15 protein-coding genes are annotated in these 25,094 nt (G+C 63.0%); 8 read left to right on the top strand and 7 right to left on the bottom strand.

Annotated features, from left to right (window positions below; all coding sequences use genetic code 11):
• Positions 1-76: 76 nt before the first annotated feature.
• From HBO05_RS06055 to HBO05_RS06045, 3 genes are all read right to left on the bottom strand, one after another.
• Complete coding sequence (locus HBO05_RS06055) at positions 77-2,488, bottom strand: glucose/quinate/shikimate family membrane-bound PQQ-dependent dehydrogenase (RefSeq protein WP_172312049.1); 2,412 nt, start codon at positions 2,486-2,488, stop codon at positions 77-79.
• A 100-nt stretch (positions 2,489-2,588) separates the two neighbouring features.
• Positions 2,589-3,926, bottom strand: a complete 1,338-nt coding sequence (locus HBO05_RS06050; protein ID WP_172312365.1) for a carbohydrate porin — start codon at positions 3,924-3,926, stop codon at positions 2,589-2,591.
• 975 nt (positions 3,927-4,901) lie between these two features.
• Complete coding sequence (locus HBO05_RS06045; protein WP_172312047.1) at positions 4,902-6,920, bottom strand: TonB-dependent receptor; 2,019 nt, start codon at positions 6,918-6,920, stop codon at positions 4,902-4,904.
• A gap of 296 nt (positions 6,921-7,216) precedes the next feature.
• Between HBO05_RS06045 and HBO05_RS06040 the strand changes: the two genes are divergently transcribed.
• Entirely contained in the window at positions 7,217-7,450 is a 234-nt protein-coding gene (locus HBO05_RS06040; RefSeq protein WP_057438302.1) for a VF530 family protein, read from the top strand.
• Between the two features lie 4 nt (positions 7,451-7,454).
• Complete coding sequence (locus HBO05_RS06035) at positions 7,455-8,081, top strand: Pr6Pr family membrane protein (protein WP_172312045.1); 627 nt, start codon at positions 7,455-7,457, stop codon at positions 8,079-8,081.
• 106 nt (positions 8,082-8,187) lie between these two features.
• Here the strand turns inward: HBO05_RS06035 and HBO05_RS06030 are convergent, their stop codons facing one another.
• Entirely contained in the window at positions 8,188-8,955 is a 768-nt protein-coding gene (locus HBO05_RS06030) for a siderophore-interacting protein (protein WP_172312043.1), read from the bottom strand.
• On the bottom strand, positions 8,952-9,524 hold the full coding sequence (locus HBO05_RS06025; protein ID WP_169954489.1) for a PadR family transcriptional regulator: 573 nt from the start codon (positions 9,522-9,524) through the stop codon (positions 8,952-8,954). The genes HBO05_RS06030 and HBO05_RS06025 overlap by 4 nt, the downstream gene beginning before the upstream one ends.
• A gap of 522 nt (positions 9,525-10,046) precedes the next feature.
• Between HBO05_RS06025 and HBO05_RS06020 the strand changes: the two genes are divergently transcribed.
• From HBO05_RS06020 to HBO05_RS05995, 6 genes are all read left to right on the top strand, one after another.
• Positions 10,047-10,541, top strand: coding sequence for a CS1 type fimbrial major subunit (locus HBO05_RS06020; protein ID WP_169954488.1), 495 nt, complete (start codon positions 10,047-10,049; stop codon positions 10,539-10,541).
• A gap of 119 nt (positions 10,542-10,660) precedes the next feature.
• On the top strand, positions 10,661-13,186 hold the full coding sequence (locus HBO05_RS06015) for a TcfC E-set like domain-containing protein (RefSeq protein ID WP_169954487.1): 2,526 nt from the start codon (positions 10,661-10,663) through the stop codon (positions 13,184-13,186).
• Positions 13,187-13,212: 26 nt separating this feature from the next.
• Positions 13,213-14,451: a hypothetical protein gene (locus tag HBO05_RS06010; RefSeq protein WP_172312041.1), complete on the top strand. Its 1,239-nt coding sequence runs from the start codon at positions 13,213-13,215 to the stop codon at positions 14,449-14,451.
• Between the two features lie 15 nt (positions 14,452-14,466).
• Entirely contained in the window at positions 14,467-15,204 is a 738-nt protein-coding gene (locus HBO05_RS06005) for a molecular chaperone (protein ID WP_169954486.1), read from the top strand.
• Positions 15,204-15,731: a CS1 type fimbrial major subunit gene (locus tag HBO05_RS06000; RefSeq protein ID WP_169954485.1), complete on the top strand. Its 528-nt coding sequence runs from the start codon at positions 15,204-15,206 to the stop codon at positions 15,729-15,731. The genes HBO05_RS06005 and HBO05_RS06000 overlap by 1 nt, the downstream gene beginning before the upstream one ends.
• A 14-nt stretch (positions 15,732-15,745) precedes the next feature.
• Positions 15,746-16,489, top strand: a complete 744-nt coding sequence (locus tag HBO05_RS05995) for a molecular chaperone (protein WP_170056790.1) — start codon at positions 15,746-15,748, stop codon at positions 16,487-16,489.
• On the opposite strand, the gene HBO05_RS05990 is transcribed toward HBO05_RS05995, so the two are convergent.
• Positions 16,479-21,491: an NEL-type E3 ubiquitin ligase domain-containing protein gene (locus tag HBO05_RS05990; protein ID WP_172312039.1), complete on the bottom strand. Its 5,013-nt coding sequence runs from the start codon at positions 21,489-21,491 to the stop codon at positions 16,479-16,481. The two genes, HBO05_RS05995 and HBO05_RS05990, sit on opposite strands and share 11 nt — an antisense overlap.
• 118 nt (positions 21,492-21,609) lie before the next feature.
• Entirely contained in the window at positions 21,610-24,741 is a 3,132-nt protein-coding gene (locus HBO05_RS05985; RefSeq protein WP_172312037.1) for a transglycosylase domain-containing protein, read from the bottom strand.
• Positions 24,742-25,094: the final 353 nt, after the last annotated feature.

Below are 25,094 nucleotides of genomic sequence, written 5' to 3'. Positions count from 1 at the left end.
AAGCCAGCTCCCACATTTGAGCGGTATTTCAAATAAAAAACCCCGGAATCCCGGGGTTTTTTGTTGCAGCTGTCGCTTAATCCGCCAGCTTGAACGCCATCACATAGTCACCCTGCTTGGTCCCCAGGGAACCATGACCGCCCGCCACGACCAGCACGTATTGCTTGCCGTCCTTGCCGGTGTAGGTCATCGGGGTGGTTTGCGCGCCCGCAGGCAGGCGGCCTTCCCACAGTTGCTTGCCGTTTTTCACGTCATAGGCACGCAGGTACTGGTCGAGGGTACCGCTGAGGAAGGACACGCCACCGGCCGTGGTGAAGGTCCCGCCCAGGCTTGGCACGCCCATGCTCAGGGGGATGGGCACTGGCGAGCTGTCACGCACGGTGCCGTTCTTGTGCATCCAGATGGTCTTGTTGTTGGTCAAGTCCACAGCGGCCACATAACCCCAGGCCGGCGCCTGGCACGGCAGGCCCATGGGCGAGAGCATCGCTTCCAGGACCACGCCATAAGGCGTGCCTTTGTTCGGCTGCACGCCTTCGGTCTCGCTGACACGCGGGCCCATGGCGGCGATTTTTTCCGCCGGGATCATGGTCGACTTGAACGCCATGTAGCTTGGGTTGACGAACGCGATCTGGCGTACCGGGTCAACCGAGATGCCGCCCCAGTCGAACACGCCGAAGTTGCCTGGGTAGACGATCGAGCCTTGCAGCGAGGGCGGGGTGAACGGGCCGTCGTAGCGCAGGGACTTGAAGTCGATCCGGCACAGCAGTTGGTCGAACGGGGTCACGCCCCACATGTCACGTTCCTTGAGGGGCGGTGGCATGAAGTTGAGGTCGGACTTGGGCTGGGTTGGCGAGGTGTGATCGCCCGCGACCGCGCCTTGCGGTACCGGGATTTCGTTGATCGGCACCACCGGCTCGCCCGTTGCGCGGTCGAGCACGTAGATGCTGCCTTGCTTGGTCGAGGCCATCACGGCTTGCTTCACGCCGGCGGCGGTCTTGATGTCGATCAGGCTTGGCTGGCCGCCCACGTCCATGTCCCACAGGTCATGGTGAGTGAACTGGAAGTGCCAGCGCACTTTACCGCTGTCGATATCCAGGGCAGTCAGGCCGGCAGCATGCAGCTCGGAAGCCGGGGTACGGTAGCCACCGAACTGGTCCGGGGTCTGGTTGCCCATCGGCAGGTAGAGCATGCCGAGTTTTTCATCGACCGCGAACATCGACCACATGTTGGGCGAGTTGCGGGTGTAGGTCTTGCCTTCGGCAATCGGCGTGGTGTCGTCCGGGTTGCCGCTGTCCCAGTTCCACACCAGCTTGCCGGTGTGCACGTCGAACGCGCGGATCACGCCGCTCGGCTCGTCGGTGGAGACGTTATCGGTGACGTGACCGCCAATCACCACCAGGTTCTTGGTGACGGCTGGCGGCGAGGTGGAGTAGTAGCCACCGGGGGCGAACGTGCCGATGTTGGCGCCCAGGTCGACCTGGCCTTTGTCGCCGAAGTCTTCACACATCTTGCCGGTGTCGGCGTTCAGGGCGATCAGGCGGGTGTCGGCAGTCGGCAGGAAGATGCGGCGCGGGCAGGCATTGGCGGCTGGCGCAGCGGCGCCGGTGGCCGGGCTTTGCTCGGTGGCGGCATAGGCTGCGTCATCGTGATACGACACGCCACGGCAGGTCATGTGTGCCCAACCCTTGAAGTTCGCGGCTTTTTGCGTCGAGAGCTTGGGGTCGAAACGCCAGATTTCCTTGCCGGTATCCGGGTCAAGGGCAATCACCTGGCTGTGCGGGGTACACACGTAGAGCATGCCGTTGACTTTCAGCGGGGTGTTTTCCGCAGTGGTTTCGCCGGGGTCGCCCGGGCCAGGCAGGTCGCCGGTGCGATAAGTCCAGGCCGGTACCAGCTTGTGGGCATTTTGCGGGGTGATCTGCGCCAGCGGCGAGTAACGGTCACCGAAGGCCGAGCGGCCATAGGAATTCCAGTCGCCATCGGCCTGGGCCGGCGCGGCATTGGTCATGCCCGGTACCGCGTCGCGGTCCAGTTGGCCCTTGATTTCACCGGGGTTGGTGAACTGGCTGGCGATGGCGGTTGCGCCGGCCAGCACCACGGCCACGCTCAGCGCGCCGGTGCCCAGCGGGGCGGGTTGGCCACGCAGCAGGGGACGGCGCAACCACGGCAGCAGCATGACGATGCCCAAGGCGAACAGCAGGGCCAGGCGCGGCACCAGTTGCCACCAGTCCAGGCCGACTTCCCACAGGGCCCACAGCGTACTGGCGAACAGCACCACCGCGTACAGGCCCAGCGCCGCGCGGCGCGTGGCCAGCAGCAGGAGGCCGGTCAGGGTGATGCCGATACCGGCCAGCAGGTAGTACAGCGACCCGCCGAGCATGCTCAGCTTGATGCCCCCGGCCAACAAGGCCAGGCCCATGATCAGCAGCAAGATCCCCAGCAACCTGGGCAGCAGGCGGCTTGGACTTGAAGCACCATCAGTGCTCATAGTGTGATTCTCCGTGACGTTTAAGGTAGTCCCGCGCTTGTTCACTGTAGATGACGTTTGCGCACAGGCTTGGTTCAGGGCTAATTGCGTTTATTGCGATTCAAAAGGACGCTTGCAGCTTGATCCCGCCGACCAGCGCGTCATCCACCTGGGCGACGGCCCCCGGATGACGGATGTATTGCAGGTTCGGGCGCACGGTCAGCCAGTTGCTGACGTGCACGCCGTAATAGAGCTCGGCGCTGTATTCGGTGTCTTGCACCGGCAGGTACGCGCCGTCGTCAAAATCGTAGAGCGCACGGGCCTGGTTGCGGGCCTTGGCGTTCTTGCGATAGGCCGGGTTGACGTGCACGCGGGCCACGGCAAAGCCGATATCGTCGCGGGCGCGGGCATCGAAGGGGCCTTTGTAGACCACACCTGCCTGCACATAGTTATCCACAGCGTTGGTTTTCTTATCGTGCATCGTCGCGTTGGCGAACACGCTCAAGCCACGGGAGTGGTCACTGGCCAGGCTGGTGACTTGCTGCTGCACACCCAGCCACACGCCATGCTTGCTGGAGGCGCTGCGATAGGCCTCGCCACTGACGGCGGCGGGTTGGTCGTGGCGGTCCTTGTACACATCGCTGGCCTTGGCGCTGCTGTAGTAGTAGCCGGCGCGGTATTCGCCCGGCAGGTCGTGGAACGTTGGCGTCCACACCAGCTCCACCGGTAACAGGGCGCCCTGGGTGCCGCTGCCGCTGAGCTTGAAGCCATTGCCGCGATCGAGGTTGGACGGGTTCTGCTCAAAGGCGCCGATTTGCGCGTACAGCTCGGGCGTCAGGTGGTATTTGACCCGCAGCGCCCATTGGCTCACCGGCCAGTTGTACCAGATGCCACCGACCCAATTGCCCACCTGGGAGCCGCAGAACGCCAGGTTCTGAAAGTCGCAGGGGAAGCTGTTGAAGTCTTCGCCTTCGCCAAAACGCCCAGCTTTGATATCCAGTTTCTGGTCGAAGAATTTCTGCTGGTACCACATCTGCGTCAGGCGCCAGGTCTGGCCACGGCCCCAGACTTCCTGGGACGAGGTAAAGCCGCCGACCCGCGGGTCGTTGATGCGGTCGTTGCTGATGTTATTGCCACTGCGCTCGGTGATCGTCAGTTGGAACTCGGCGTCGTGCCAGCCGAGGATCTTCTGCAGATCCAAGTGGCTGCCGAAGGCCCACTGGTCGCTATAGCGAGCGGTGCGGTCATGGTCCGAGCCGCCTTGCAGGTTGCTGCCCATCTCGCCTGTGTAGTCGATCTTGAAGTCATAGCCTTGCTCAGACAGCGCTGTCCGGGAACCGCCAAGATCACCCAGCATCCACGGGGACTCATGGTCAAAGGCAGGGACGGCCTGGGCGCAGTCGATCAGGCACAAAGGCAGCAGCGCAGCGCACAGGCGCAGTGTTGGGAAAGCAGGCATAGGCAAGGGCAGGTCTTAATAGTTTTTGGTTTTAGTACGCAAACGGCGGCCGGGGGATGGACGCTCGTCAGGTCTGGCTGAATGATGAAACGTTTCAGTTTGTTGCAGGCAAGGATAAAGCGCCGGCTCGGGGAGAGAAAGGGCTAATCGCAAGATGGATTATTTCGGATTTGGTAACAGTCGGCGCAGATACCGCAGAGCGATGTGGGAGCAGGCTTGCCCACTCCCACAGGGGGGCTCGTTTACAGCACGGGTTTGGCTAGACAACACAATTTAATGTGGGAGCTGGCTTGCCAGCGATAGCGTTGTGTCAGCACCGGATAAGCTGGCTGAGCCAACGCCATCGCGGGCAAGCCCGCTCCCACAGGGGATCTCGTTTACAGCACGAGTTTGGCTAGACAACACAATTTAATGTGGGAGCTGGCTAGCCTGCGATAGCGTTGTGTCAGCACCGGATAAGCTGGCTGACCCACCGCCATCGCGGGCAAGCCCGCTCCCACAGGGGGGCTCGTTTGCAGCACGGGTTTGGCTAGACAACAGAATTTAATGTGGGAGCTGGCTTGCCGGCGATAGCGTTGTGTCAGCACCGGATAAGCTGGCCGACCCACCGCCATCGCGGGCAAGCCCACTCCCACAGGGGATCTCGTTTACAGCACGAGTTTGGCTAGACCACACAATTTAATGTGGGAGCTGGCTAGCCTGCGATAGCGTTGTGTCAGCACCGGATAAGCTGGCTGACCCACCGCCATCGCGGGCAAGCCCGCTCCCACAGGGGGGCTCGTTTGCAGCACGGGTTTGGCTAGACAACTCAATTTAATGTGGGAGCTGGCTAGCCTGCGATAGCGTTGTGTCAGCACCGGATAAGCTGGCTGACCCACCGCCATCGCGGGCAAGCCCGCTCCCACAGGGGGCTCGTTTGCAGCACGGGTTTGGCTAGACAACACATAGCTCCCACAGGCTGAACATCACTGTCTGTTAGAAGGTCGTGCGCAGGCCCACCTGCACACTACGGCCTGGCGCCGGCGCGATATCGCGCAGGATCGAGCTGGCATAGCGCACGGTCTGGTTAGTCAGGTTCTCGCCGTTGACGAACGCCAGCCACTGGCTGCCGCCCAGGTTGAAGCGATAGCCGGCACTGGCGCCCAACGTGGTGTAGCCATCGGTGCCGCTTTCGTTGCTAGGCACCCGGCCCTGGCCAGCAGCGTGCTCAACATCAATGCGCGCCTGCCAGCGATCCAGTTCCCACAGCAAGCCGCTGTTCAGACGCAGCGGAGCAATCCGTGGCAGGGCTTCGCCAGTATCCAGGTTGGTGGCGCGGGTGTAGTCGCCCGACAGTTCCAGGGCAAATTTACCGTAGGCACTTTCGCCAAGTTTCCAATGGTCCTGGGCTTCGAAGCCGACGAAACGTGCGCGCACACCCGAGTAGGTGTATTCCGGGATGCCATCGGCAGCCTCTTCGCCCTCGTCATTCAAGGTGCGACCGCTGTTCAGCAGGCCGATGTAGTTGGAAAAGTGGCTGTAGAACACGCCAACACTGCCCTTGTGCGTGCCATTGTCAAAGCGCAGCGCCAGGTCGCTGGCCACGGCTTTTTCCTTGGACAGCTTGGCATCGCCCACTTCATAGGTGCCGGTGGCGACGTGGGCGCCATTGGCATACAACTCGTAGAAGGTCGGCGCGCGTTCGGTGTAGCCCAGGGTCGCGGCCAGCGACCAGATCGGGGTCAGGGTGTAGACCGCACCCGACGACAGGCTGCCGGCAGTGAAGCTGCTGGAGCTGTTGGCATTGGCAAACCGCTCGTTGCCTTTGCCATCCGGGTCGACGGTGGTGTGTTCCAGGCGCCCGCCCAGGCTCAGTTTCAGGCGTTCGGTGGCCTGCATTTCTTCAAGGATAAACAGCGCGCCGGCATTGGTATCGGTTTGCGGTACGAAAGCTTCCTCGCCCAGTGCGGAAAATTCGCTACGGCTGACCTGGGCACCGAGGATGCCATCGAACGGCCCCAAGGGCTGGTGCCGCGCCTCGATGCGCGCTTCATAGCCCTTGTTCTTGAAGGTGGTGCCGGTTTCGCCGCCTTCGATTTCCCGGTGTTCGTAGTCGGTGTAGCCGGCGTCGAGTTTGACCGAGGTAAACGGGCCTTGCAGGTTGCGGATCTCGGACGCGAAGGCGTAGTGCTCCTGCTGCATGCGGATGCGCACGTCCTGTTCGGCGGGCGAGCCGTAGTTGCTGTCGGAGTTGCTGTAGGACAGCCCGGCGTAACCGTCGTCCCACGTGTAGGAACCGCCCACTGCACCACTGTCCTGACGCCCGTCGCTGTTGCCCAGGCGGCCGTTTTTGCCGGGGCCGTTTTCGCTTTCCGCAGCATGGCGGCTACGGGCGTAACCTGGGATTTTCAGGTCGTTGAATTGCCGTGCGCTGGCATCCAGGTGCAGGGCGAAGGTGCCGTTGCCGGCCTCCAGTTTGCCCGCGCTGCTGCGGGTGGTATCGGCGCCGCCGTAGCGCAGTTCGCCCGCGCCATGGATGCCTTCGATGGCTTCGGTGGGGATGCGGTTGTCGAAGGTATTGACCACCCCGCCGATGGCGCTGCCGCCGTAGAGCAGGGCGGCCGGGCCACGGACGATCTCGATGCGCTCGACGTTGACCGGGTCCAGCGGCACCGCATGGTCATACGACAACGACGAGGCATCCAGCGCGCCGACACCATTGCGCAGGATGCGAATGCGGTCGCCATCCTGGCCACGGATGATCGGGCGGCTGGCACCGGGGCCGAAGTACGACGACGACACCCCAGGCTGCTTGTTCAGGGTTTCGCCCAGGCTGCCTTTTTGTTGCAGGGTCAGGTCATCGCCTTCCAGCACGGTGCTTGGCGAGGCCAGTTGTTGGCTGCCCAGCGGGTTGCCGGTGATGACTTGGGGTTGCAGTTCCAGGGCGTGGGCCTGGGTACTGATCAGCAGGGCAGCGGCCAGCGGGGTCAGGCGCCAGAGAGGGGAGAGGGACATCGGGGGTTCCTTGGCAAAGCAGAGAGGTTGGATATGAATGGTTACAATATAACATCTCTTTTTCCTCCGGGAAGCGGAACTTTTCATAAACCCCTGTAGGAGCGAGCTTGCTCGCGAAGATCGTCTACGATGACGCGGGCAGCCTGAATACACGCAGTGCTCCTACGTTTTTCGCGAGCAAGCTTGCTCCTACATTGGTTCGGGAGTGGGCCTACAATCATGGCAATGCTTCCACCTGCCTGGCCTCTCGGCTAAGGTGCGCGGCTTCCTCTTTATTTACTTGGCAAAGGCCCGGCATGACCGCATCGAACAACAACCCCCTGCACGGCGTTACCCTGGAACAGGTGCTCACCGCACTGGTGGCGCATTACGAATGGGAAGGCCTGGCCGAGCGCATCGATATCCGCTGCTTCAAAAACGACCCGAGCATCAAGTCCAGCCTCACCTTCTTGCGCAAGACCCCGTGGGCGCGGGAGAAGGTCGAAGGCCTGTACGTCAAGCTGATGCGCACCAAACGCCCGCTGGACTGATCCCATGAAGCGGTATGTGGCGGCAGCGGCGCTGGCCGGTTGGGCAGGCCTGGCGATCCAGCAATACTTGATCCTCTACTCACGTTGGCTGGTCGATGCCAGCCTGTTGGGCGGGTTGGTGAATTTCTTCAGTTTCTTCACGGTGCTGAGCAACACCCTGGCGGCGGTGGTGCTGAGTTATGCACTGGTGAGTCGGCCTTCGGCCGGGCGCAGTTTCTTCCTACAGCCTGCGGTCAGCAGCGGCGTAACCGTGAGCATCGTGGTCGTAGGGCTGGCCTATAGTGTGCTGCTGCGGCATTTGTGGAGCCCCGAGGGCTGGCAGTTCATCGCCGACGAACTGCTCCACGACGTGATGCCGCTGCTGTTCCTCGGCTATTGGTGGTGGTGCGTGCCCAAGGGCACGTTGCGCCTCGGGCACATCGGCTACTGGGTGATTTACCCGCTGGTGTATTTCGTTTATGTGCTGCTGCGCGGGCATGTGCTGGGGCAGTATCAGTACCCGTTTATTGATGTAGGCACCTTGGGTTATCCACAGGTGTTTATGAATGCAGGGGGGATATTGCTGGGGTTTGTGGCGGTGGCGTTGGCGATAGTAGGGCTGGACAAGCTCCCCAGGGCAACCAAGAACTAATGTGGGAGCGGGCTTGCCCGCGATTGCAGTGGATCAGTAGCAAATGTGCCGACTGATACAGCGCAATCGCGGGCAAGCCCGCTCCCACATTTTGACCGAGTGAGTCCTATTCTTCGCTGCTGCCCTCAGCCCGCCAGTAGCCTACCGCCTTGACGAACTCGTCGTTAAGCTGATGTTTATCCAGCAGCACCCGCCGAACCTGGCGCGATAGCTTGGTCTCGGTGGCGACCCAGGCATACAGCGATCCACCCGGTAGCTGCAGGTTCTCCACGGTGCTCAGCAGGTCATCGACCCCGCGCACCACCCAGATCACCTCGACATTAGCCGCACTGCCAAGCGCCTGCTTTTCATGCACATCGGCAATTTCAATCACCGCCAGCACCGTGCGCCCGGCCGGCAGTTCTTCCAGGCGCCGGGCAATGGCCGGGATCGCGGTTTCGTCGCCCACCAGCAGGTAGCTGTCGAAGATATCCGGCACGATCATCGAGCCCCGTGGCCCGCCGATGTACAGGTGTTGGCCGACGGCAGCCTGTTCGGCCCAGGTCGACGCCGGGCCGTCGCCATGCAGCACAAAGTCGATATCCAACTCGCCAATGGCCAGGTCGAAACGCCGTGGCGTGTAGTCGCGCATCGCCGGTTGTGGGCCTTCGCCCTTGATGGCGAAGGTCGGGCTTTGCAGCGCAGCCAATTCAGCGGCGTTCTGCGGGAACAGCAGCTTGATATGGTCATCGCTGCCCAGGCTGACAAACCCGGCCAGTTGCTCGCCACCCAGGGTGATGCGGCGCATGCGCGGGGTGATATCGACCACCCGCAGTACGTCCAGGCAGCGGCGTTTAATCTCGTGGGTGACGCGGTGGATGACGGGCTTGTTCATTCACTTTTCCCCTGTACAGGTTGGACGGCGGGGCCATCCACAATGGCTTGGGCGGTGCTGTTGAGCAGCTCCGCGACACGCGTGATTTCTGCCGGGCTCCAGCGCCCGTGGTGCAGTTGCAAGGCATGGCGCAGGTTATGCACCGCCTCGTGGATCTCCGGTGGCCGGTCATGGCCGCGCAGCGAACGCTTGCTCACGTCGATGCGCATGCGCACACCGTCCAGGGCAATTTTCTGTTCGCTCAAGAAGAGACGTCCGGCGTCGGTGATTGTGTAGCGTTTTTTCCCGCCCTCGGCGTCGCCACTGATCAATTCGCTCTCTTCGAGAAAGGTCAGGGTGGGGTAGATCACTCCGGGGCTGGGGCTGTAGGCACCGTCGAACAGCCCTTCGATCTGGCGGATCAGGTCGTAGCCGTGGCACGGCTGCTGGGCGATCAGCGCTGGCAGGAGGATTTTCAGGTCGCCGGGGGCAAAGACCCGCGGGCCTCGGCCACCGCGCTCGCGGCCTGGGCGTTTCTCGAAGCCGTCGCGGCCGTCACCGGGTTCACGGTGGGAATGATGGTCTCTCATTGTGCTGCTCTCTGTGGTTATCTAAGACATAACGTAAGATATATCTTATGGTTCGAGCAATGTGTTCTGACGAACGGTAGGCTGGCACTCCTGCCTGCGGTACCCGGTCTGCCACGTCAAATAATTGCAATATCCACTACAAACTAACGAGTTATCGGCTTAAATAAGGCGTGGAGTCTTTGCTCTAAATCGAGTGATGATTAGTTGTGCGGGTGCATGTAATACATTTCTGACGGAATGATGTTTGCAGTATGTAAGTTAAACAGGTTTCAGTTGTCTTCCATGTATGACAGTTAGTCCGTGATTTATTGAGGAGCAAGGTTTTTTTCTGCCTGTGTATAAGGGCTGGAAACTACGTGTTACACGGAATTTGCTGGCTTACCTGAAGTTGAATTCGGTTGATCATTTACTTGCGTCTTAGGACTCGACCTCTTCATTGAAAGTTAGGTTTTTTGCGCGGCGTGAAGTTTCGATCGACTCGAATCTTTAACTTACTTAAAAAGCACCAACAGGTATTTAACGATGCTGAAAAAAACTGCTCTCGCCCTGCCACTGGCCTTGCTGGCCGTCGCTTCCTCCAGCGTGTTTGCTGCCGGTGAAGCCACCAGCGTGATCAACATCAAGGCCTCGATTCCTACCAAGCAGTTCCACGCCCAGCCGCTGGATCCGGACTTCGGTAAGGACGAAACCATGACCTACAACACCGTCACCGGTCAGTTGAGCTCGCTGCGGGCCACTTATGCGGTAAAAAACACCGACGGTTCGATCAACGCCTACATCCAGGGTGGCCCGGCTTCCCTGACTAACGGCACTTCCTCCATTCCCCTGACCACCACCTTCAACGGCGTGACTCTGACCGCTAACCCGCAGCAAGTTGTCGATGACGCCAGCTCGACCCCAGGCACCCAGGCCGACATGGTGGTCGCCGCTGCCAAGCCAGCCGACACCGATGCGGGCCTGTTCACCACCGACTTCACCGTGGTGTTCGACCACGTGCCACGCGTCTCCAACCCTTGAGCGCGGCGCGTTGATCAATAAGTCCTGGCTTGTTGCTTGACCTCTACCGATCGACAGGCAGCCGCTGTCGGTTGATCGGTATTCAAGTCTTCCCCTGAGCGTAATCAGAGTATCCGTTCATGTTCCCGATGATTCTCATCGCGGCAGCGCTTGCCTTGTTGTTTTGTACGGGGGCGTTTGCAGCTGACGCGGCAACTGGCACAACCCCAAGAAGTTTGCTGTCCCAGGCCAAGGGTTTACCGGCGGACTTTGAAGAACATTTTTTTGATGTGCCATTGGCGGTACGGGTCGAACTGGACCAGGAGTTTGTGTCCGAGGCGATGATCGTCCTGACCCGCGATGACCGCCTGACCCTGCTGGATTTCACTGACCACGAAGGCAGTGTGATCAAGGACATCGACCGCGACCGCTGGGGTGACTACCTCAAGCAGGGCGTGTCCCTGGGCACCTGCGCCACTGATTGCCCGGAGCAATTGCTGGCAGTGCACTACAACCTGGAAAAGTCCCTGGTCACCTTGCTGACCGAGAACGCCGAGCGCGATGGCCTCCAATCCCAGTACTACACCCTGCCCACCGCAGGCAGCAGCGGCTTGATCGTGCGTAACCAACTCAATATCAGCGGCGGCCAGGGCCAGGACCTCGGCGGACGCCTGGGCCTGGATGCCAGCGGCAGCCTGGGTAACTGGAACCAGGTCTTGAACATGCAGTTCTCGCGCCTGGGCGGGCCGGATGATGACGACCTCAACCACGCGGTGTACTCGCTCTACGGCCAGCGTGAATTGCACGGGCAATTCCTGCGCCTGGGTTACTTCACGCCCAACGCCGAAGGCCTGACCCGCCAACTGCGTACCTTCGGCGCCAGCCCCGACACCGCCGTAGGCGTGATGTATGGCAGCTCCGACAGCCTGATGATCAGCAACCCCAAGCCGAGCATCTACCCCATCTACGTCACCGCCAACCGCCAGGGTTCGGTGGAGATCTACCGCAACGGCCTGCTGATCAACACCCAGGCGGTCGGCACTGGCCTGCAAAGCCTGGATACGCGGCCGTTGCCCGGCGGGATCTATGAAGTGGAAGTGCGCCTGCTCGAAGACGGCCAGGTCACCAACACCACCCAGGAGTTGGTGTACAAGCCCAACAACTGGCGCAACCTCGACAACCGCTGGCGCTATAACGTGTTTGCCGGCCAGGAAAGCAAGCTGCTGAGCAACTGGGACAACCAGTCCAGCGGCGACCTGACCGCCGGAGCCTCGGTCAACTACCTGGCGCACCCACGAGTGGTGCTTGGGCTGTCCGGGCGCCAGGTCAAGGACAGCATGCAGTACGGCACGTCCATCGACTGGAGCCTGGCCAATAACTTCAGCCTCTACGCCAACGTCTACCAGACCGATGACTACGGCACCGGCGTGGACCTCAACAGCCTCTATAACTACGGCCTGGGCAGCGTGGTGTTCAGCCACACCCGCAGTTGGCTGGATACCCGCAACACCTACGAAACCCTGCCCGACGGTACGCGCATTCGCCAGCGCGATGTGTTTGTCGGCCAGACCAGCCTGTCGTCGGTCTCTCTCAGCCATCGCTTGAGCAACCTGCGCTCCATCAGCGCGCGGCTGTCCTACAGCGAAGGCAATGTGCAAGGTACCGGCCTGGACCTGGGCTGGAACGAACGCAGCCATCTGTTTGGCAGCGACGCCAACTGGCGCTTGTCGCTGTTCGACCGCCCGGCCAGTGCCAGCACTGGCGACAAGCGTAACCGTGGGGTCGACCTGAGCGTCAGCCTGGCCCTGGGCGGCCCAGGCGAGCAGTGGGCGGCGAGTATCGGCACGCGCACCTCCCGCGAGGGCGAACGTGACAACAATGCCTCGCTGAGCTACCGCCGCGACCTGCAAGACCACGTGCTGCAAAGCGTCTCGGGCACGGTGCTGGCCGACACCTATGGCGTGGGCCTGTCGGGCATGGCCAGCTTCCAGACCGACAGCGTCAATGGTGATGGTTTTGTCCAGCGCTCATCGTTTAACAACGACCTCACCGGTGGCCTGAACCTGGACAGCACCTTCGCCTTAGGCGGCAACCGGATGGTGCTGACCAGCCAATACTCCGGCGCGGGCTCGGGAATGATTGTCGACGTAGAAACCGATGTCGATGACATCGTCCTGCGCGCCGATGACTTGAGCGGTGGCAGCACGGTCCTGCGTCCGGGGCGCAACTTTATTCCGATCACCGCCTACAAGGGTAGCTCGGTCAGCTTCGACTTCGACGGCAACCACGCGCCTGCGGCCAGTATCCAGCCGCCGCGCGCTGCCTACCACCTGAACAAGGGTGGCGTGGACTACCGCAAGGTCAGCGTGATGCGCAGTGTCACGGTGCTCGGGCGCCTGGTGGACCCCGAGGGCAAGCCGCTCAAGGGCCATCACATCATCAACCACGCCAGCCGTGGGGTGAGCGAGGTCGACGGGTTCTTCTCCCTGGAAATGAACGCCAGCTCGCCCACCCTCGAAGTGCGCCGCGATAACCGCCTGCTCTGCCAGTTCCGCCTCGACACCAGCGGCGCGCGGGAGGCCGACGACGTGCTGATGATCGGCGACCTGCGCTGCACGCCGGACACCCTGGCCGATTCCACCTTTACCACTCAGACCGCAGGTTGAGGGTCATGACGAGATTGCCTAGCACCATGAGACGTATCAGCACCTTGATCACCCAGCTTGGGGCCGCGGGCGCGGCACTGTTGTGCAGCTCCACGGCGCTGGCCCTGACCCAGGACATCACGGCGGTATTTACCCCGGACCCTGGCAACCCTTTTGTGAACACGTTTCGCAATACCACGCCGGTCAGTTCTATCTGTCAGTCGCACATTCCCAGCCAGTGCAAGGCGCTGAACTTGTTCAGCCTGCGGATCCCGGCGTTCGACGCCCTGAGCAACGCGCCGATCCAGGCCAACCACGAAGATGAGCGCCAGGGTTTTATGGTGCAGGTGCCCTCCAGTTGGCGTGATGCACAAGTCACCCACACCCGCACCGGGGAAGTGGAGACCGTGCAGATGCGCATCGCCGGCTTCGGTGGGCTGTGGCAGGTTTCCTATCCGCCGGGCGTGTCGGGCTGGGCCCAACCGGGGTTTTTTTGGACGACTCAATGGCTCAGGGCCCCAAGCCCTTGCGTCAGTACTGGCCACCTTGCGGCGGGTCGGCAAACGGCGACCTACTTCTGGATCGTCCCGGAAGGCGCCGGGGTGTGCAGTCGCAAGCCGTCCCAGGACCTTGACTACATGCGTATCTACCAAATGGAGTACGCCTATGAGATCCGCACGCCCAACCCCTTGGGTATGTCCAGTGGCGAGTACACCGGCAGCCTGACCTACACCCTGGGGCCACGGGGTGACTATGACTTTGGTGATGTGCTGATCCCCACCGACAACCAACTGACCTTCAACTTCAACCTAGAAGTGCAGCACCAACTCCAGGTGGAGGTCCCGCCGGGCGGCAACCGCGTCGAGTTGGTGCCCCAGGGCGGCTGGCAAGCCTGGGTCAACCAGGGCCGCAAACCGGCGCGGCTGTTTCGCGACCAGACCTTCAATATCTCTGCCTCGTCACGCTTCAAAATGCAGATGACCTGCGAGCGGGTGATCGGCGACACCTGTGCCTTGCGCAACACCAGCGACGGTCACGAGGTGCCGGTGGATGTCGCCGTCAGCCTGCCCCACGGCCTCAACCGTGAGGATGGCGCCGGGGTGATCCGCCAACCGCTGTTGCTCAGTGGCGTCGGCACCGAGATGTTGCAACCGACTTTCTACGTCAACCGCCGGCCCGGCACGTTGCACTTCGAGGTCAAGAAAGAGTACGCCGACCAGATGCTGGAGCGTGGCGGCACCACCTATGCGGGCCAGGTCACGGTGGTCTGGGATTCGGAGCTTTAAATGAGGTGTATGGGTATGAAATATCTGTTGGCGCTGTGCACGCTCTGCTGGCTGCCGCTGTCGATGGGCGCGCCGAACATCAATGTCGGCGTGTTCTACGACTACCTGGCTGAGGACAAGAGCACCTACCTCAAGCGGGTGTTCAACAGCGGCGACAGCACGGCGTTTATCAAGGTGTCGGTGATGGAGATTGTCTACAACGCCGACGGCACTTCCGAAGAAGTCGAACTTAAAAGCAACCCCGAAAACACCGCCCGTGACGGCTTGGTGGCGACCCCGGCGCGGCTGATCGTGCCGGCCAATGGCATGCAGGGCACGCGCCTGCTGTACCTCGGCCAGCGCGACAAGGAGCGTTATTTCCGCCTGCGTTTTGTGCCGGTGATGCCAGAGCCCGAAGACGGCTTTGTGGTGTCCAGTGAAGAGCGCGAGACCTACAAAAATAGCCTGTCCGCCGGGGTCACGGTACTGGCCGGGTTTGGCACGGTGTTTTTCGTGCGGCCCAAACACAGCCGCTTCGCCACCCGTGTCGATGAGCGCAACGACGCCTATGGCCTGCACAACGACGGCAACAGCGTGGTGGTGGTGGATCAGTTCAAGGACTGCCCCACTGGCCAGACCCAGGAGTGCCTGCCCGTGACCAAGAACCACATCCTGCCGGGGCGCAGCTTCAGCTTTGCCAAAGAGGCCGGGCGTACCTACCGCTTTACGCTGGTCGAGGGCCGCGCGAAAAAACACTACGAGGTCAAAGGCTGATGATCATTCAACGCGCCCCCGAACCCCCGCGCCGCTCGGGCAAATTGTGCAAGGTGCTGACGGCAACCCTGCTGCTGCTCGCCGTGGCCCTGCTCAGTACCCAGGCCCTGGCGATTCGCGAAGAACAGGTGTTTGACGTCACGGTGAGCATTCCCACCGCAGACTTTTATGTGCTGCCGATCCGCCCCGCGTTCCTTGAGCGCCAGCAGGAAATGACCTGGAACCTGGTGACCCGCACGCTCAAGCCGCTGCGCGAACAGTTCGACGTGAAGAACAGCGGCGGCGGCATTGTCGCGCGCCTGGGCCAGTTGCCGACCCTGTCCAATGGCCGGCGCCTGATCCTGCTCAATGTCGAGTTCAACGGCCAGTTGCTGGATTTGACCGATACCCAAGTGGTCTCTGCCGAGCAAGCGCGGGCCGGCAAACGTGTGCAGCTGGAAATTTCCGCCGTCGAGCCCGAGGACGGTTATGTGGCCGGCGACTATTTTGGCAGTGTGCATCTGATCTTCGACGCGCTGCGCCCGTAATCAATGAGGTGCTTATGAAATACCTGTTTGCAGCACTGGGAATGTGCCTGTGGTCGCTGAATGCCCAGGCGGGACCGGCGATCAATGTCGGTGACTTCTACGACTACATGAACGGCGACAAGAACACTTACCTCAAGCGCGTGTTCAATGGCGGCACCAGCACCGCGTTCGTCAAGGTCGACATCACCGAAATGCTCTACAAACCCGACGGCAGCTATGACGAAGTGCCGCTCAAGGACCAGGCCGGCACTGGCCTGGTACGCGATGGCCTGATGGCCAGCCCGGCGCGCCTGATCGTGCCGGCCAACGCCATGCAGAGCACGCGCCTGCTGTTTATGGGCGAGCGCGACCGCGAGCGTTACTTCCGCGTGCGCTACCTGCCGGTGGCGCCGGAGAAGGACGACGAATTCGGTGTCAGCGACGAAGACCGCGCCGCCTATGAGGCCTCGCTGGCGGGCGGGGTGCGGGTGATGTCCGGCTACGGCACGGTGTTCTTCGTACGCCCCAGCCAGAGCCGCTTCGACACCCGTGTCGAGAACGGTGGCCAGCGCTACACCTTGCGCAACGCCGGTAACACCGTGGTGGTGGTAGACGAGTTCAAGGACTGCGCCGTGGCCGATCGCCTGGACTGCGCGCCCGTGACCAAGAACCACATCTTCCCTGGCCGGGTGTTCAGCTTCGACAAACAGGCCGGGCGGATCTATCGGTTTTTCCTGGTGGAAGGCGCGGCCGAAAGGGTGATTGAAATCAGCGGCTAGCCCGGCGATTACGCAGCTCTCGCGCCGCCATCAAGGCGGTGCGGGTGCGCTGGCGCATCCACTCCTCGGCGTTGTAGCCCAGTTCCTCCTCACGTTTTTCGCAGGCAGCTTGGAATTTCAGCGGGTCTGCCAGGTTCGACTCGGTCATGCCCTGCGCCTTGGCCAGGGCAGCGATCTGTGCGGGTAACGGTACTTTCTGCGGCACCTGTTCCCACATCTCTTGCAGATCAAGCAACTGCTCATGCTGGGTCCTGAGCCACTGCTGCTGTTCGGCGTATTGGCCGGCATAGCGCTTTTGCAGCCAGGCGCGCCAGTGCGGGTCCAGCAGCATGCGGTTGACCAGACCGTCGCCGTTTCCCAGCTCCTGCACCCGGGCATAGGCCGCGTCAATCTGCGCGGCGCTGACCCGGGCGGTGCTGCGGTACAGCATATGCTCGGCGATCCACGGCAGGTCCAGGCGCACGGCAAGTGCGGTCTGGTAGGCCAGGTAGATTTCTACCTCATCGACCTGGCCGGCCACGCCGTCGACCACTTCGGTGAGAAACCGCAGGCCCTGGCCGCCCTCGGCGACCGGCGCCAGGCGTTGTTGCACATCGGTGCGGATCACATCGTTGAGCTGTTGCAGGCGCGCCCGGCCCCTGATCAGGGTGGCCAGTTGCAGTTCATGCGCCTCTGGCGTCTGCGCCTGGTGCTCGATCTGGTAGAGCAGCACCTCGACCCCCAGTTCATTGAAAATCTGCGTCCCCGCATCCGGGCAGTTGCTGGGGAAGCTGGCCATCTCGAACAACCGTTTGCGCAGCGGCGTGTCGACCACCGCCGCTTGCAGCAAGAGCCACACCTGCTGCGTCAACTGGCGGTGGTTGGCGGCGTAGCGTTGTTGATCTTGCGGGGTCTGGAACACCTCCGGCTGCTCCAGGGCCTTGAGCACCTCGAACAAACCCTGGGAGCCATGTTCGTGCTCCAGCGCGTCCCAGACTTGCCGGGCTTCTTCCCGGGCGGCCGGCGACAGGTAGTTCAGCCACGGCGTGCAATCGCCGCGAGGTTCATAGGTGCGCTCCGGGTCCAGGCCGACCGACGCGCGGTAGGCTTTGAACTGTTCGCGTTGCAGGGCGTCCAGCGCCGAGCGGTTGAGGTAGGTGCGGGCCACCAGCGCGGCTTCGCGACTGCCCAGGGCCACCGCGGGCAGGCGGGTGATCGCGGTGCCTTGCAGGTTCAAGAAGAACGGCGCCGGTCGCGGCACCTCGAACAGTCCTTCGGGCCAGCGTTTGATTGGGCTGTGGCTGAGGTCCAGGTGTATCAGGTCGCGCATGCGCCCGATGTCCGGCGCTTGCTGGGCGCGGGTGTTGTTGAGCTTGAGGCGCCGCAGGTAGCGCAGGTTTTTCAGGCGGGTGATGTCTTCGACCGGCAAAGTCAGCGGGCACCCGGCCAGGTCGAGGTCTTCCAGGTGGCGCAGCTCGCGGATAGCCTCAGGCAGGCGGGCCAGCGGGTTCTCTGCCAGATACAGGGCCGACAGTTGCGGGAAGTGCTGCAGGAACTGGCCGTGGGCCGGGCCGAACTGACTGCGGATCAGGTTCAGCTCCGTGACATGGCTGAAGTCGGCGCGCAACGGCGGCAGCGTATCGGGCAGTGTCACGCCGCTGAGGTCCAGGCGCGAGCCGAGGGGCTCGGTGGCGGCGCGGATCTGGTCCTGCCAGCATTCGAGAACTTGCCCCTGAATGAAACTGCGCAACTCCCGTTCCATGGCGGGCGGATGATGCCCCGGCTGGCGCGACCAGTGCGCCAGATCGCCGTCCAGACGGTAATGTTCAACGATTAACTGGTTGACCCGGGGGCCGATCTGCTCGTGGCCGACCTTGTCCATAAAGGCCAGGATGCGCGCTTCGCTCTGGTGCGCAAAGACTGTCTTCAAGGCGTTCAGGATCAACGCGTCTGCACTTCTGAGTACCGCAGTGCGCACGGGTATGGGTTTGCCGAGCAGCTTCAGCGTTTGCGGGTCGGCGTGGCTTGGGACCGGCGGTTGGGCCAGGGCGGCGCGGCGTTCGGCCAGAGGCTCCAGGGTGGTCAGCAGCCAATGCCGTAAACCTTCGCCCTGGCCGGGGCCAAGGCCCAGGGCCCGGCGGCTGTCGAGGGGGGCGGCGTGCAGCAGGGCTTCGTACAGGGTGTCGAGGTCATGCAGCTTGCGGTGCTCGGCATCGCGCACTTCGTAGCCCAGGTGGTCTTTCCTGACCAGGATGCGCCGGGTACTGGCGTTGGCCGGCCCTGCCTCGCAGCGCAGCCGGCCATCTGCGCTGTGCTCGCGGATTTGCAGGTGCAGGTCGGCAAACCAATCGCTGTGGCGTTTGAGGGTGCCGAGCAGCATGCGTTCGCTGTCGATACTCTGGCGCCAGGGGAAGTAGAAACCTTCATAGGCGTGGCTGGTGCCGGCGCTGAAGTGCAATTCGCGGGCGAGGTTTTTCAAGCGCAGCGGCAGGCGCCCCTGGGTCGCCATCAGGTTGCGCTCGGCTTCATCGGCAGTGGCGAGCAAGGCCCGCGCCACGCTCGAATCCATCTGCGCGAAATGCTCGCGCAGCAGGCGGACACCCGGCTCATCGGACAGCTCGCGCAGATGATGGGCGTACTGGCCGATCTCTGGCGCCTGGCGGGTGACGTAGGCCGCCAGTTGCTCGCGCAGGTGTTGCACTTGCTGGGCCTTGGGCACCTGGGCGCCGAGCAGGGCACGGGTTTGCGGCTCATCGAGAAAAGCCAGTACCTGTTCCGGCAACTGGCCGGACATGACTTGCGCCACACTCAGGCGCAGGGTGTCGGCAGGCGCCGCAGCGAGGTTACCGTAGCGGTGCGAATCGCCGCTCAGGCTGGCGCTGAGGAACACTTGCAGGGCCTTGTCCTGGGGCCAGCCCTCCAGTTCGGTGACGGTTTGCTCGAACCAGGCGGAGTCTGGGGCCAGGGGCATGCCTGCGCGGATTTGCGCGCTGGCCTGTTGTGCGCTGGCGTAGGCCTCGAAGCGGTTCAGGGTGTCGGCCAGCAACGGCGGCAGAGGCTGCTCATGCAGGTACAGGCCGCGCAACTGGTCGTCATCGCAGCCACTGGTGCGGCGGATCTGCTCCAGTTGCGCGGCGCTGAAAGCCTCGGCCCTGGGCCCGAGGCGGCGCATCAGGGTGGAGCTGTCCCAGGTTTGCGGCTGCTCGGCTTCATGCACCACGATGCCATTGCCGCGCCGATGCACGTGGGGCCGGTAGGCATCCGCGCGGCGCGGGTGGACGATGCGCCCGTGTTGCACCTGATACTGCGCACCCTCGTGGCGCATTAACGGTTGATCTGCGGGTGCGCCCGGGTCGGCGACATAGGGCGCCAGGTCCGGGTTCCACAGGCGCCGGCGGCCGTCGGCGAGCGTCACTGGCGTGAGCCCTTCGACAAACGCCGACAGCTTGAGGCGCAGCGGCGCCGCCACCTGGATGCCGGCGGCGAACAGGCCGAACTGCACCAGGTCCTGGGCCACCCCGATCAAATGCTGCGCCGCCTCTGTGCCCCGGCCCTGGGCCCAGTCGAGCACCCCCTCGAACACCTGGTCGGTGAGCTGATAGGCGGTGTAGGCGAGCATCACTTCCCCCAGCCCCGGCACAAACGGGGTGAGCACTTGCAAGGCAGCGTTGAGGATATCGCCGAGGATTCGCCCCAGGTTGTCCCACCAGGCCTGGCGGGCCAGGCGGTCGACGCGGCTGGTCGAGACGGCAATGTCCTGGGCGTCATTGAGCACTTTGTTCAGGTGCACCCGGTAACGGTAGTGCCACAGGTCATTGTTGCCGCTTGAATGCGCGCGGTTCTGGTAGTCGTCGGCAATGGGCTGCACATGGAATTGCAGGTGGGGATGGTCCAGGGGCGTGTCTTGCCAGGTCGGTTGGCTATCGGTCGCGGCTTTGGCGCGCCACTGCACCCGGCTCAGGCGGGTATTGAGGTTGGCGAAAAAAAAGCCGCGCTGATCATGGTCGACAAAGCGGCTGAAGAACACCTGATAGCGTTCGCTGTCACGCAACTGGCGGGTCAGTTCGTGGATGAAGGCCAGGGGCGTGGGGTATTGCTTGAGGGGGTGCGCGGGGTCGTCCGGCACATAGGCAATCACCCGCGCCGCCGAGTGGGGCGTGGCGCAGAACAGCAGGATGCCGGTCAGGCGCGTGTTCATCAGGTCCAGGGTGTGGCCGGCAAGCACCTGGCCATCCAGGCGCAGGGCGGTGTTGCCAGCGATCAGCGCGAGCACTTCGTCACAGGCATCCTGGGCCAGGTCGCCCTTGACCAGGGCCAGGTGGGCGGCGGCCTTCAACGCGGCTTGGTGCTGGGCGATCACCTGGCGGCGCAGGTCGCGGGCCACCGTGGGGTTGTAGACACCCATGACAATCTTCAGATGTTCACGGTAGTGCCCGCCGATGTTCAGTGCGCGGCACAGTTGCTTGAAACCCTCGGCGGTCAGGGGCGTGCCGCGGGTCTTGTGCTTGAAGGTCAGGCTGCGCTGCTGCCCACGGGCATCGGCGCCAGACAGGAAGGCATAGTCGACAAAGCTGTCGGTGGCGGCAAAGTTATGCAGCGCCGCATCCAGCAGCGACAGCGTATGGCTGGTGACGCCTGACTTGAAGTCATGTACCCACCAGGCTGTCGACGCTTTGGCATACAGGCGCACATAGGTGTTGCGCACATCAATCGGGCCATAGTCGGCGCTTAGCGCGCCGCCCAGGATGCGCTCGGCGTAGGCATACAGATCATTGAGGGGCTGGAGGCGCTTATCCAGGGTGTTGAGGGCTTGCCAGTGGCCGGCGATAGCCTGCCGCAGGTTGGCGTGCTGTGCCGGCGCGGCGTTCGGGTAGGGCGCCGGGTCCTGGAGCCCGACGGCCTGCAAGGCATCCAGGCGGTGCGGGGCGGTGGTTTTCAGCCACGGCGGCAGGGCACTTTCAAGCAATGGGTAGTGCCGGCCTTGAAACGTGGCCGGGCGCGGGGAAGGGAGTAAATCAGCCATGCAACAGATCCTGAAAAGAGCCATGAAAGCGCTTCAGTCTATTTTGGGCTGGGGCCGAGAATAAGTTTGAATACTGGGTCCAACAGGCCGCTTACACAGGCGAACCGTTCAAAATTCATCACCTTGAAAACAGCCGGTTACCGCCCTGGTTCAGCGCCATTGAGGCGGGGGCACACAAGGTGTGGCTGCCCGGTTGCAGATAAGGCGTGAGGATCGGCGCCATGCCCTTGAGCACCTGCACCGGCAAGGCCGAGGTGAAACTGAAGCCCTGGGCCGTGGCGCCGGGGACGAAGGCGGTCAAGGTGCCGAAATGGTGCTCGCCGATATAGAACACAAACGTCGCCGTGCGGTTGATGGCCTTGGAGCTGAGCACGCGCCCGCCGGCCCCGATGGCTTCGATGCGGTTGTCGCCGGTGCCAGTCTTGCCACCCATGGCCAGTGGTGTGCCGTCGGCCAGCTTGAAACTGCCGGCCACGCGCTTGGCGGTACCGGCATCCACCACTTGCGACAGCGCCTCGCGCAGGGCCGTGGCCACGGCGCTGGGCATCACCCGCTTGCCGCGCTCGGGGTCGTTGACCAGGCGTGTGTCGTAAGGCGTGCCGGCGGCAAAGTGCAGGCTGTCGATGCGCAGTGTCGGCTGGCGGATACCGTCGTTGAGAATAATCCCCACCAGTTCGGCGAGCGCGGCCGGGCGATCGCCGGAACTGCCGATGGCGGTGGCGAGGGACGGTACCAGATGGTCGAACGGGTAGCCCACCTGTTGCCAGCGCTGGTGGATATCCAGGAAGGCCTCGATCTCCAGCATGGTGCGGATGCGGCTGTCCCGCGCGCTCTTGTGCCGGCTCTTGAACAGCCAGCTGTAGACCTCCTGGCGCTCGTGCGTGCTGGCCGCCACCGCCTGGGTGAAGGTGGCGTCGGGGTGTTGCAGCAGGTAGCCGAGCAACCACAGGTCCAGGGGATGGACCTTGGCGATATAGCCCTGGTCCGGCAAGTCGTAGGCACCGGGGCCGTAGTTCTGGTAGAGGTTGGCCAGGCGTTCGTCGCTGAGTTTGGCGCGGGCCGTGGGGTCATTGAGGTGGGCGCGCACAAAACTGTTGAAACTTTGCTGGCTGGCCTGCGGCAACAGGTAGCGGTGTACGGCGGCCAGGCGGATGGCGGTGGGGTGCAGGCTGTCGAGAAAGGTGTCGAGGCGCGCCTGGGTGTCCTTGTTACGGTACTTTTTCCAGAACCGCAGCAAAAAGGTGGTGCCCTCGCGGTCGGCGAATTTGGCCAGGTATTCCTGGCGGCGCGGGTCGCTGTCGTCCTTGAGCAGTTCGGCGCTGTTGTTGGCGCCCTGGTAGGTGCTGTAGCGCACCAGGTCGCGCATCAGGCGGATAAATGGCAGGTTGATCGACTCGCGTAGCGCCTCGCGCAAGGTCGGGTTGCGGCCGTTGTCTTCGTTGCGAAAGTTATGGAAGTGATGCAGGCCGCCCCCTGTGAAAAAACTTTCGCCGGGGCTGGCGGAGTAGTGCCGGTCCAGGGCTGCGGCGAGCATCGTCGGCAGGTTGCGGTCACTGTTCTGCACCAGGTAATCCACGGCCCAGCGTGTCAGGCGGTCCTGCTCGTCGATGGCGACTTTTTTCAGCGCCGCCGGGCTCTGGTCGGCATAGCGTTGGTGCAGTTCGCTGATGATTTGCAGGTAGGTGGTCAGCACCCGCAGCTTGGCGGTGGAGCCCAGTTCCAGCTTGCTGCTTTCATTGATATCGAAGGGCTGGTCGGTGTTGTCGGTCTGCACCCGCACCCGGGCGCCGTCGGCGGTCATTTCGTAGAGGGTGAAGCTATAGCGCACCTGGGCCGTGCTGGCGGGGGTCAGCAGACGCGGCCCGAGCAGGCCGAGCTGGCCGGCGAAGGCCGGGTCGGCCAATTGCTTGAGGTACGCGGTGGCCTGGCTTTGCAGATCGCTTTGCAGGGTGCTGGTGGCGGCCAGGTCGAGGCGGTCGAGGTCGTACAGCGGGCGATCGAGCAGGGCGGCCAGGCGGCTGCGCGCGACACTGATGCCCTTGTTGGTTTCTATGGGCTGCAGGGTCGGTTGCTGCTGCCAGTTGCGGTAAGTGACCTGGCTGGCCAGGGCGGCGCTGGCCAAGGCCGGATCGATCACCGCGTTCTGCGCCAGCAGGCGGATATGGCTGTCGGTGAGGCTGGCCAGCTCGTCGCGGCCCTTTGACAGGTAGTGGGAAGGACGGCGCTGGGCGATGGTCAGCGACAGCACTTCACGTAGGGCCAGGCCTTTTTGCGCAAGATCCTTGGGGTCGTCACTGGCCAGCAGGCTGTTGGTCCGGTTGAAGTCGGCGCCGTACCAGACCCGCAAGCCTTCGGCCATACCATGCACTTCACCATGCCCGGGCACCGCCGACAGCGGCACGCTGTTGAGGTAATCGCGCACGATCGCCTGGCGCGCTACCAGCGTCTGGGGGCCGTCCAGGTAGGTGCGCACGCTGGCGGAAATCATCTGGCGGATCTTCTCGCCACCCGACAGTGTCAGCCCGTCGGGCGAGTGGCGATATTTCTCCAACTGCGTGGCCAGGGTGCTGCCGCCTGCAGTCTGGCCCGGCAGGTGCAGCAGCCGGGCCACCTGCGACCAGGCGGCCTTGGCAAAACGCGGCCAGTCCACGGCGGGGTTGGCCTGGGGCTGGGCGGGGTCGAGCAGCTCGCGGTTCTCGATAAACAGCAGGCTGTTGACCACCACCGGCGGGATCGCGGCAAAGGTCGGATAGAACTGCTGCGGGTAGCTGAACTGGTACAGCGGCTCGGCGCGGCAATCGCTGATCGTCAGGCCTGCCTGGATCTTCTCGTCATAGGGCACAAACAGCCCCTGGCGGCTGTAGTCGAGCAAGGCCTGGGAGAACTGCGCCTGGCTCTGGATCAGGTAATTGCGCTTGAGCAGGCGTGGCAGAAAATCACTCAGGGCACTGTAGCCCAGGCGTTTGTCGAAGGGGCCGGCGCCGGGGTAGACAATCGCCGCGCTCGGGCCGGGCTGCACCTGGTAACTGAGGGTGGCGGCGATCCGGCTGAATTCCCGGGCCTGCCACTTGGAGGTGCGCATTTCCCGGGACGCGGCATAGGCCAGGCCGATCAGCAGCATCACCAGCAACAGCCAGAACATGCGCCAGCCGAAGCGGCGTGGGCGGGTTTTTTGTGGCAAAGGCGGTTCATCCGCACTGTCGGTTGGCACCGCAGCCTGGGTCGAATCGGTTTGCCATAAAACACCCATAGTCGATTGATCCATTCACGCAGATTGATCGGACTTGTTTCAAGCGTAGTCGCTGATTGGTCCACGCAAGGAATTTGTCTGCGCCGGCCATGACCGACTACCACCGACGGCAGCGGGCGCGGCCTTTCGCAGCATCCAGGCCGGGCAGAGCGGGCGCGTGACGCAGACCCTGGCGATTCATCGCGGCGAAATCCACTTGCGCATGGCGCGCGAGCTGTTCTTTGACGCGCCGCCCTGGCCTGAGGGCGAAGTGCCGTTCTAGAGCCTTTGCGATTGGTAAATGCGACCAGGGTAGGGGCATGACGCTGCACCCATGCTGTGCAATACTCGCCGCCGTTTTCCAGGGAGAACGG

It is taken from the genome of Pseudomonas sp. WS 5079, assembly GCF_012985465.1.
Classification (GTDB): Bacteria; Pseudomonadota; Gammaproteobacteria; order Pseudomonadales; family Pseudomonadaceae; genus Aquipseudomonas.
This window is presented reverse-complemented; position numbering and strand designations above follow the sequence as displayed.

Bases quoted from the DNA above. Each gene is read 5' to 3' on its own strand.
- HBO05_RS06055 (WP_172312049.1), bottom strand. From the start codon at position 2,488: ATGAGCACTGATGGTGCTTCAAGTCCAAGCCGCCTGCTGCCCAGGTTG.
- HBO05_RS06050 (WP_172312365.1), bottom strand. From the start codon at position 3,926: ATGCCTGCTTTCCCAACACTGCGCCTGTGCGCTGCGCTGCTGCCTTTG.
- HBO05_RS06045 (WP_172312047.1), bottom strand. From the start codon at position 6,920: ATGTCCCTCTCCCCTCTCTGGCGCCTGACCCCGCTGGCCGCTGCCCTG.
- HBO05_RS06040 (WP_057438302.1), top strand. From the start codon at position 7,217: ATGACCGCATCGAACAACAACCCCCTGCACGGCGTTACCCTGGAACAG.
- HBO05_RS06035 (WP_172312045.1), top strand. From the start codon at position 7,455: ATGAAGCGGTATGTGGCGGCAGCGGCGCTGGCCGGTTGGGCAGGCCTG.
- HBO05_RS06030 (WP_172312043.1), bottom strand. From the start codon at position 8,955: ATGAACAAGCCCGTCATCCACCGCGTCACCCACGAGATTAAACGCCGC.
- HBO05_RS06025 (WP_169954489.1), bottom strand. From the start codon at position 9,524: ATGAGAGACCATCATTCCCACCGTGAACCCGGTGACGGCCGCGACGGC.
- HBO05_RS06020 (WP_169954488.1), top strand. From the start codon at position 10,047: ATGCTGAAAAAAACTGCTCTCGCCCTGCCACTGGCCTTGCTGGCCGTC.
- HBO05_RS06015 (WP_169954487.1), top strand. From the start codon at position 10,661: ATGTTCCCGATGATTCTCATCGCGGCAGCGCTTGCCTTGTTGTTTTGT.
- HBO05_RS06010 (WP_172312041.1), top strand. From the start codon at position 13,213: ATGAGACGTATCAGCACCTTGATCACCCAGCTTGGGGCCGCGGGCGCG.
- HBO05_RS06005 (WP_169954486.1), top strand. From the start codon at position 14,467: ATGAAATATCTGTTGGCGCTGTGCACGCTCTGCTGGCTGCCGCTGTCG.
- HBO05_RS06000 (WP_169954485.1), top strand. From the start codon at position 15,204: ATGATCATTCAACGCGCCCCCGAACCCCCGCGCCGCTCGGGCAAATTG.
- HBO05_RS05995 (WP_170056790.1), top strand. From the start codon at position 15,746: ATGAAATACCTGTTTGCAGCACTGGGAATGTGCCTGTGGTCGCTGAAT.
- HBO05_RS05990 (WP_172312039.1), bottom strand. From the start codon at position 21,491: ATGGCTGATTTACTCCCTTCCCCGCGCCCGGCCACGTTTCAAGGCCGG.
- HBO05_RS05985 (WP_172312037.1), bottom strand. From the start codon at position 24,741: ATGGGTGTTTTATGGCAAACCGATTCGACCCAGGCTGCGGTGCCAACC.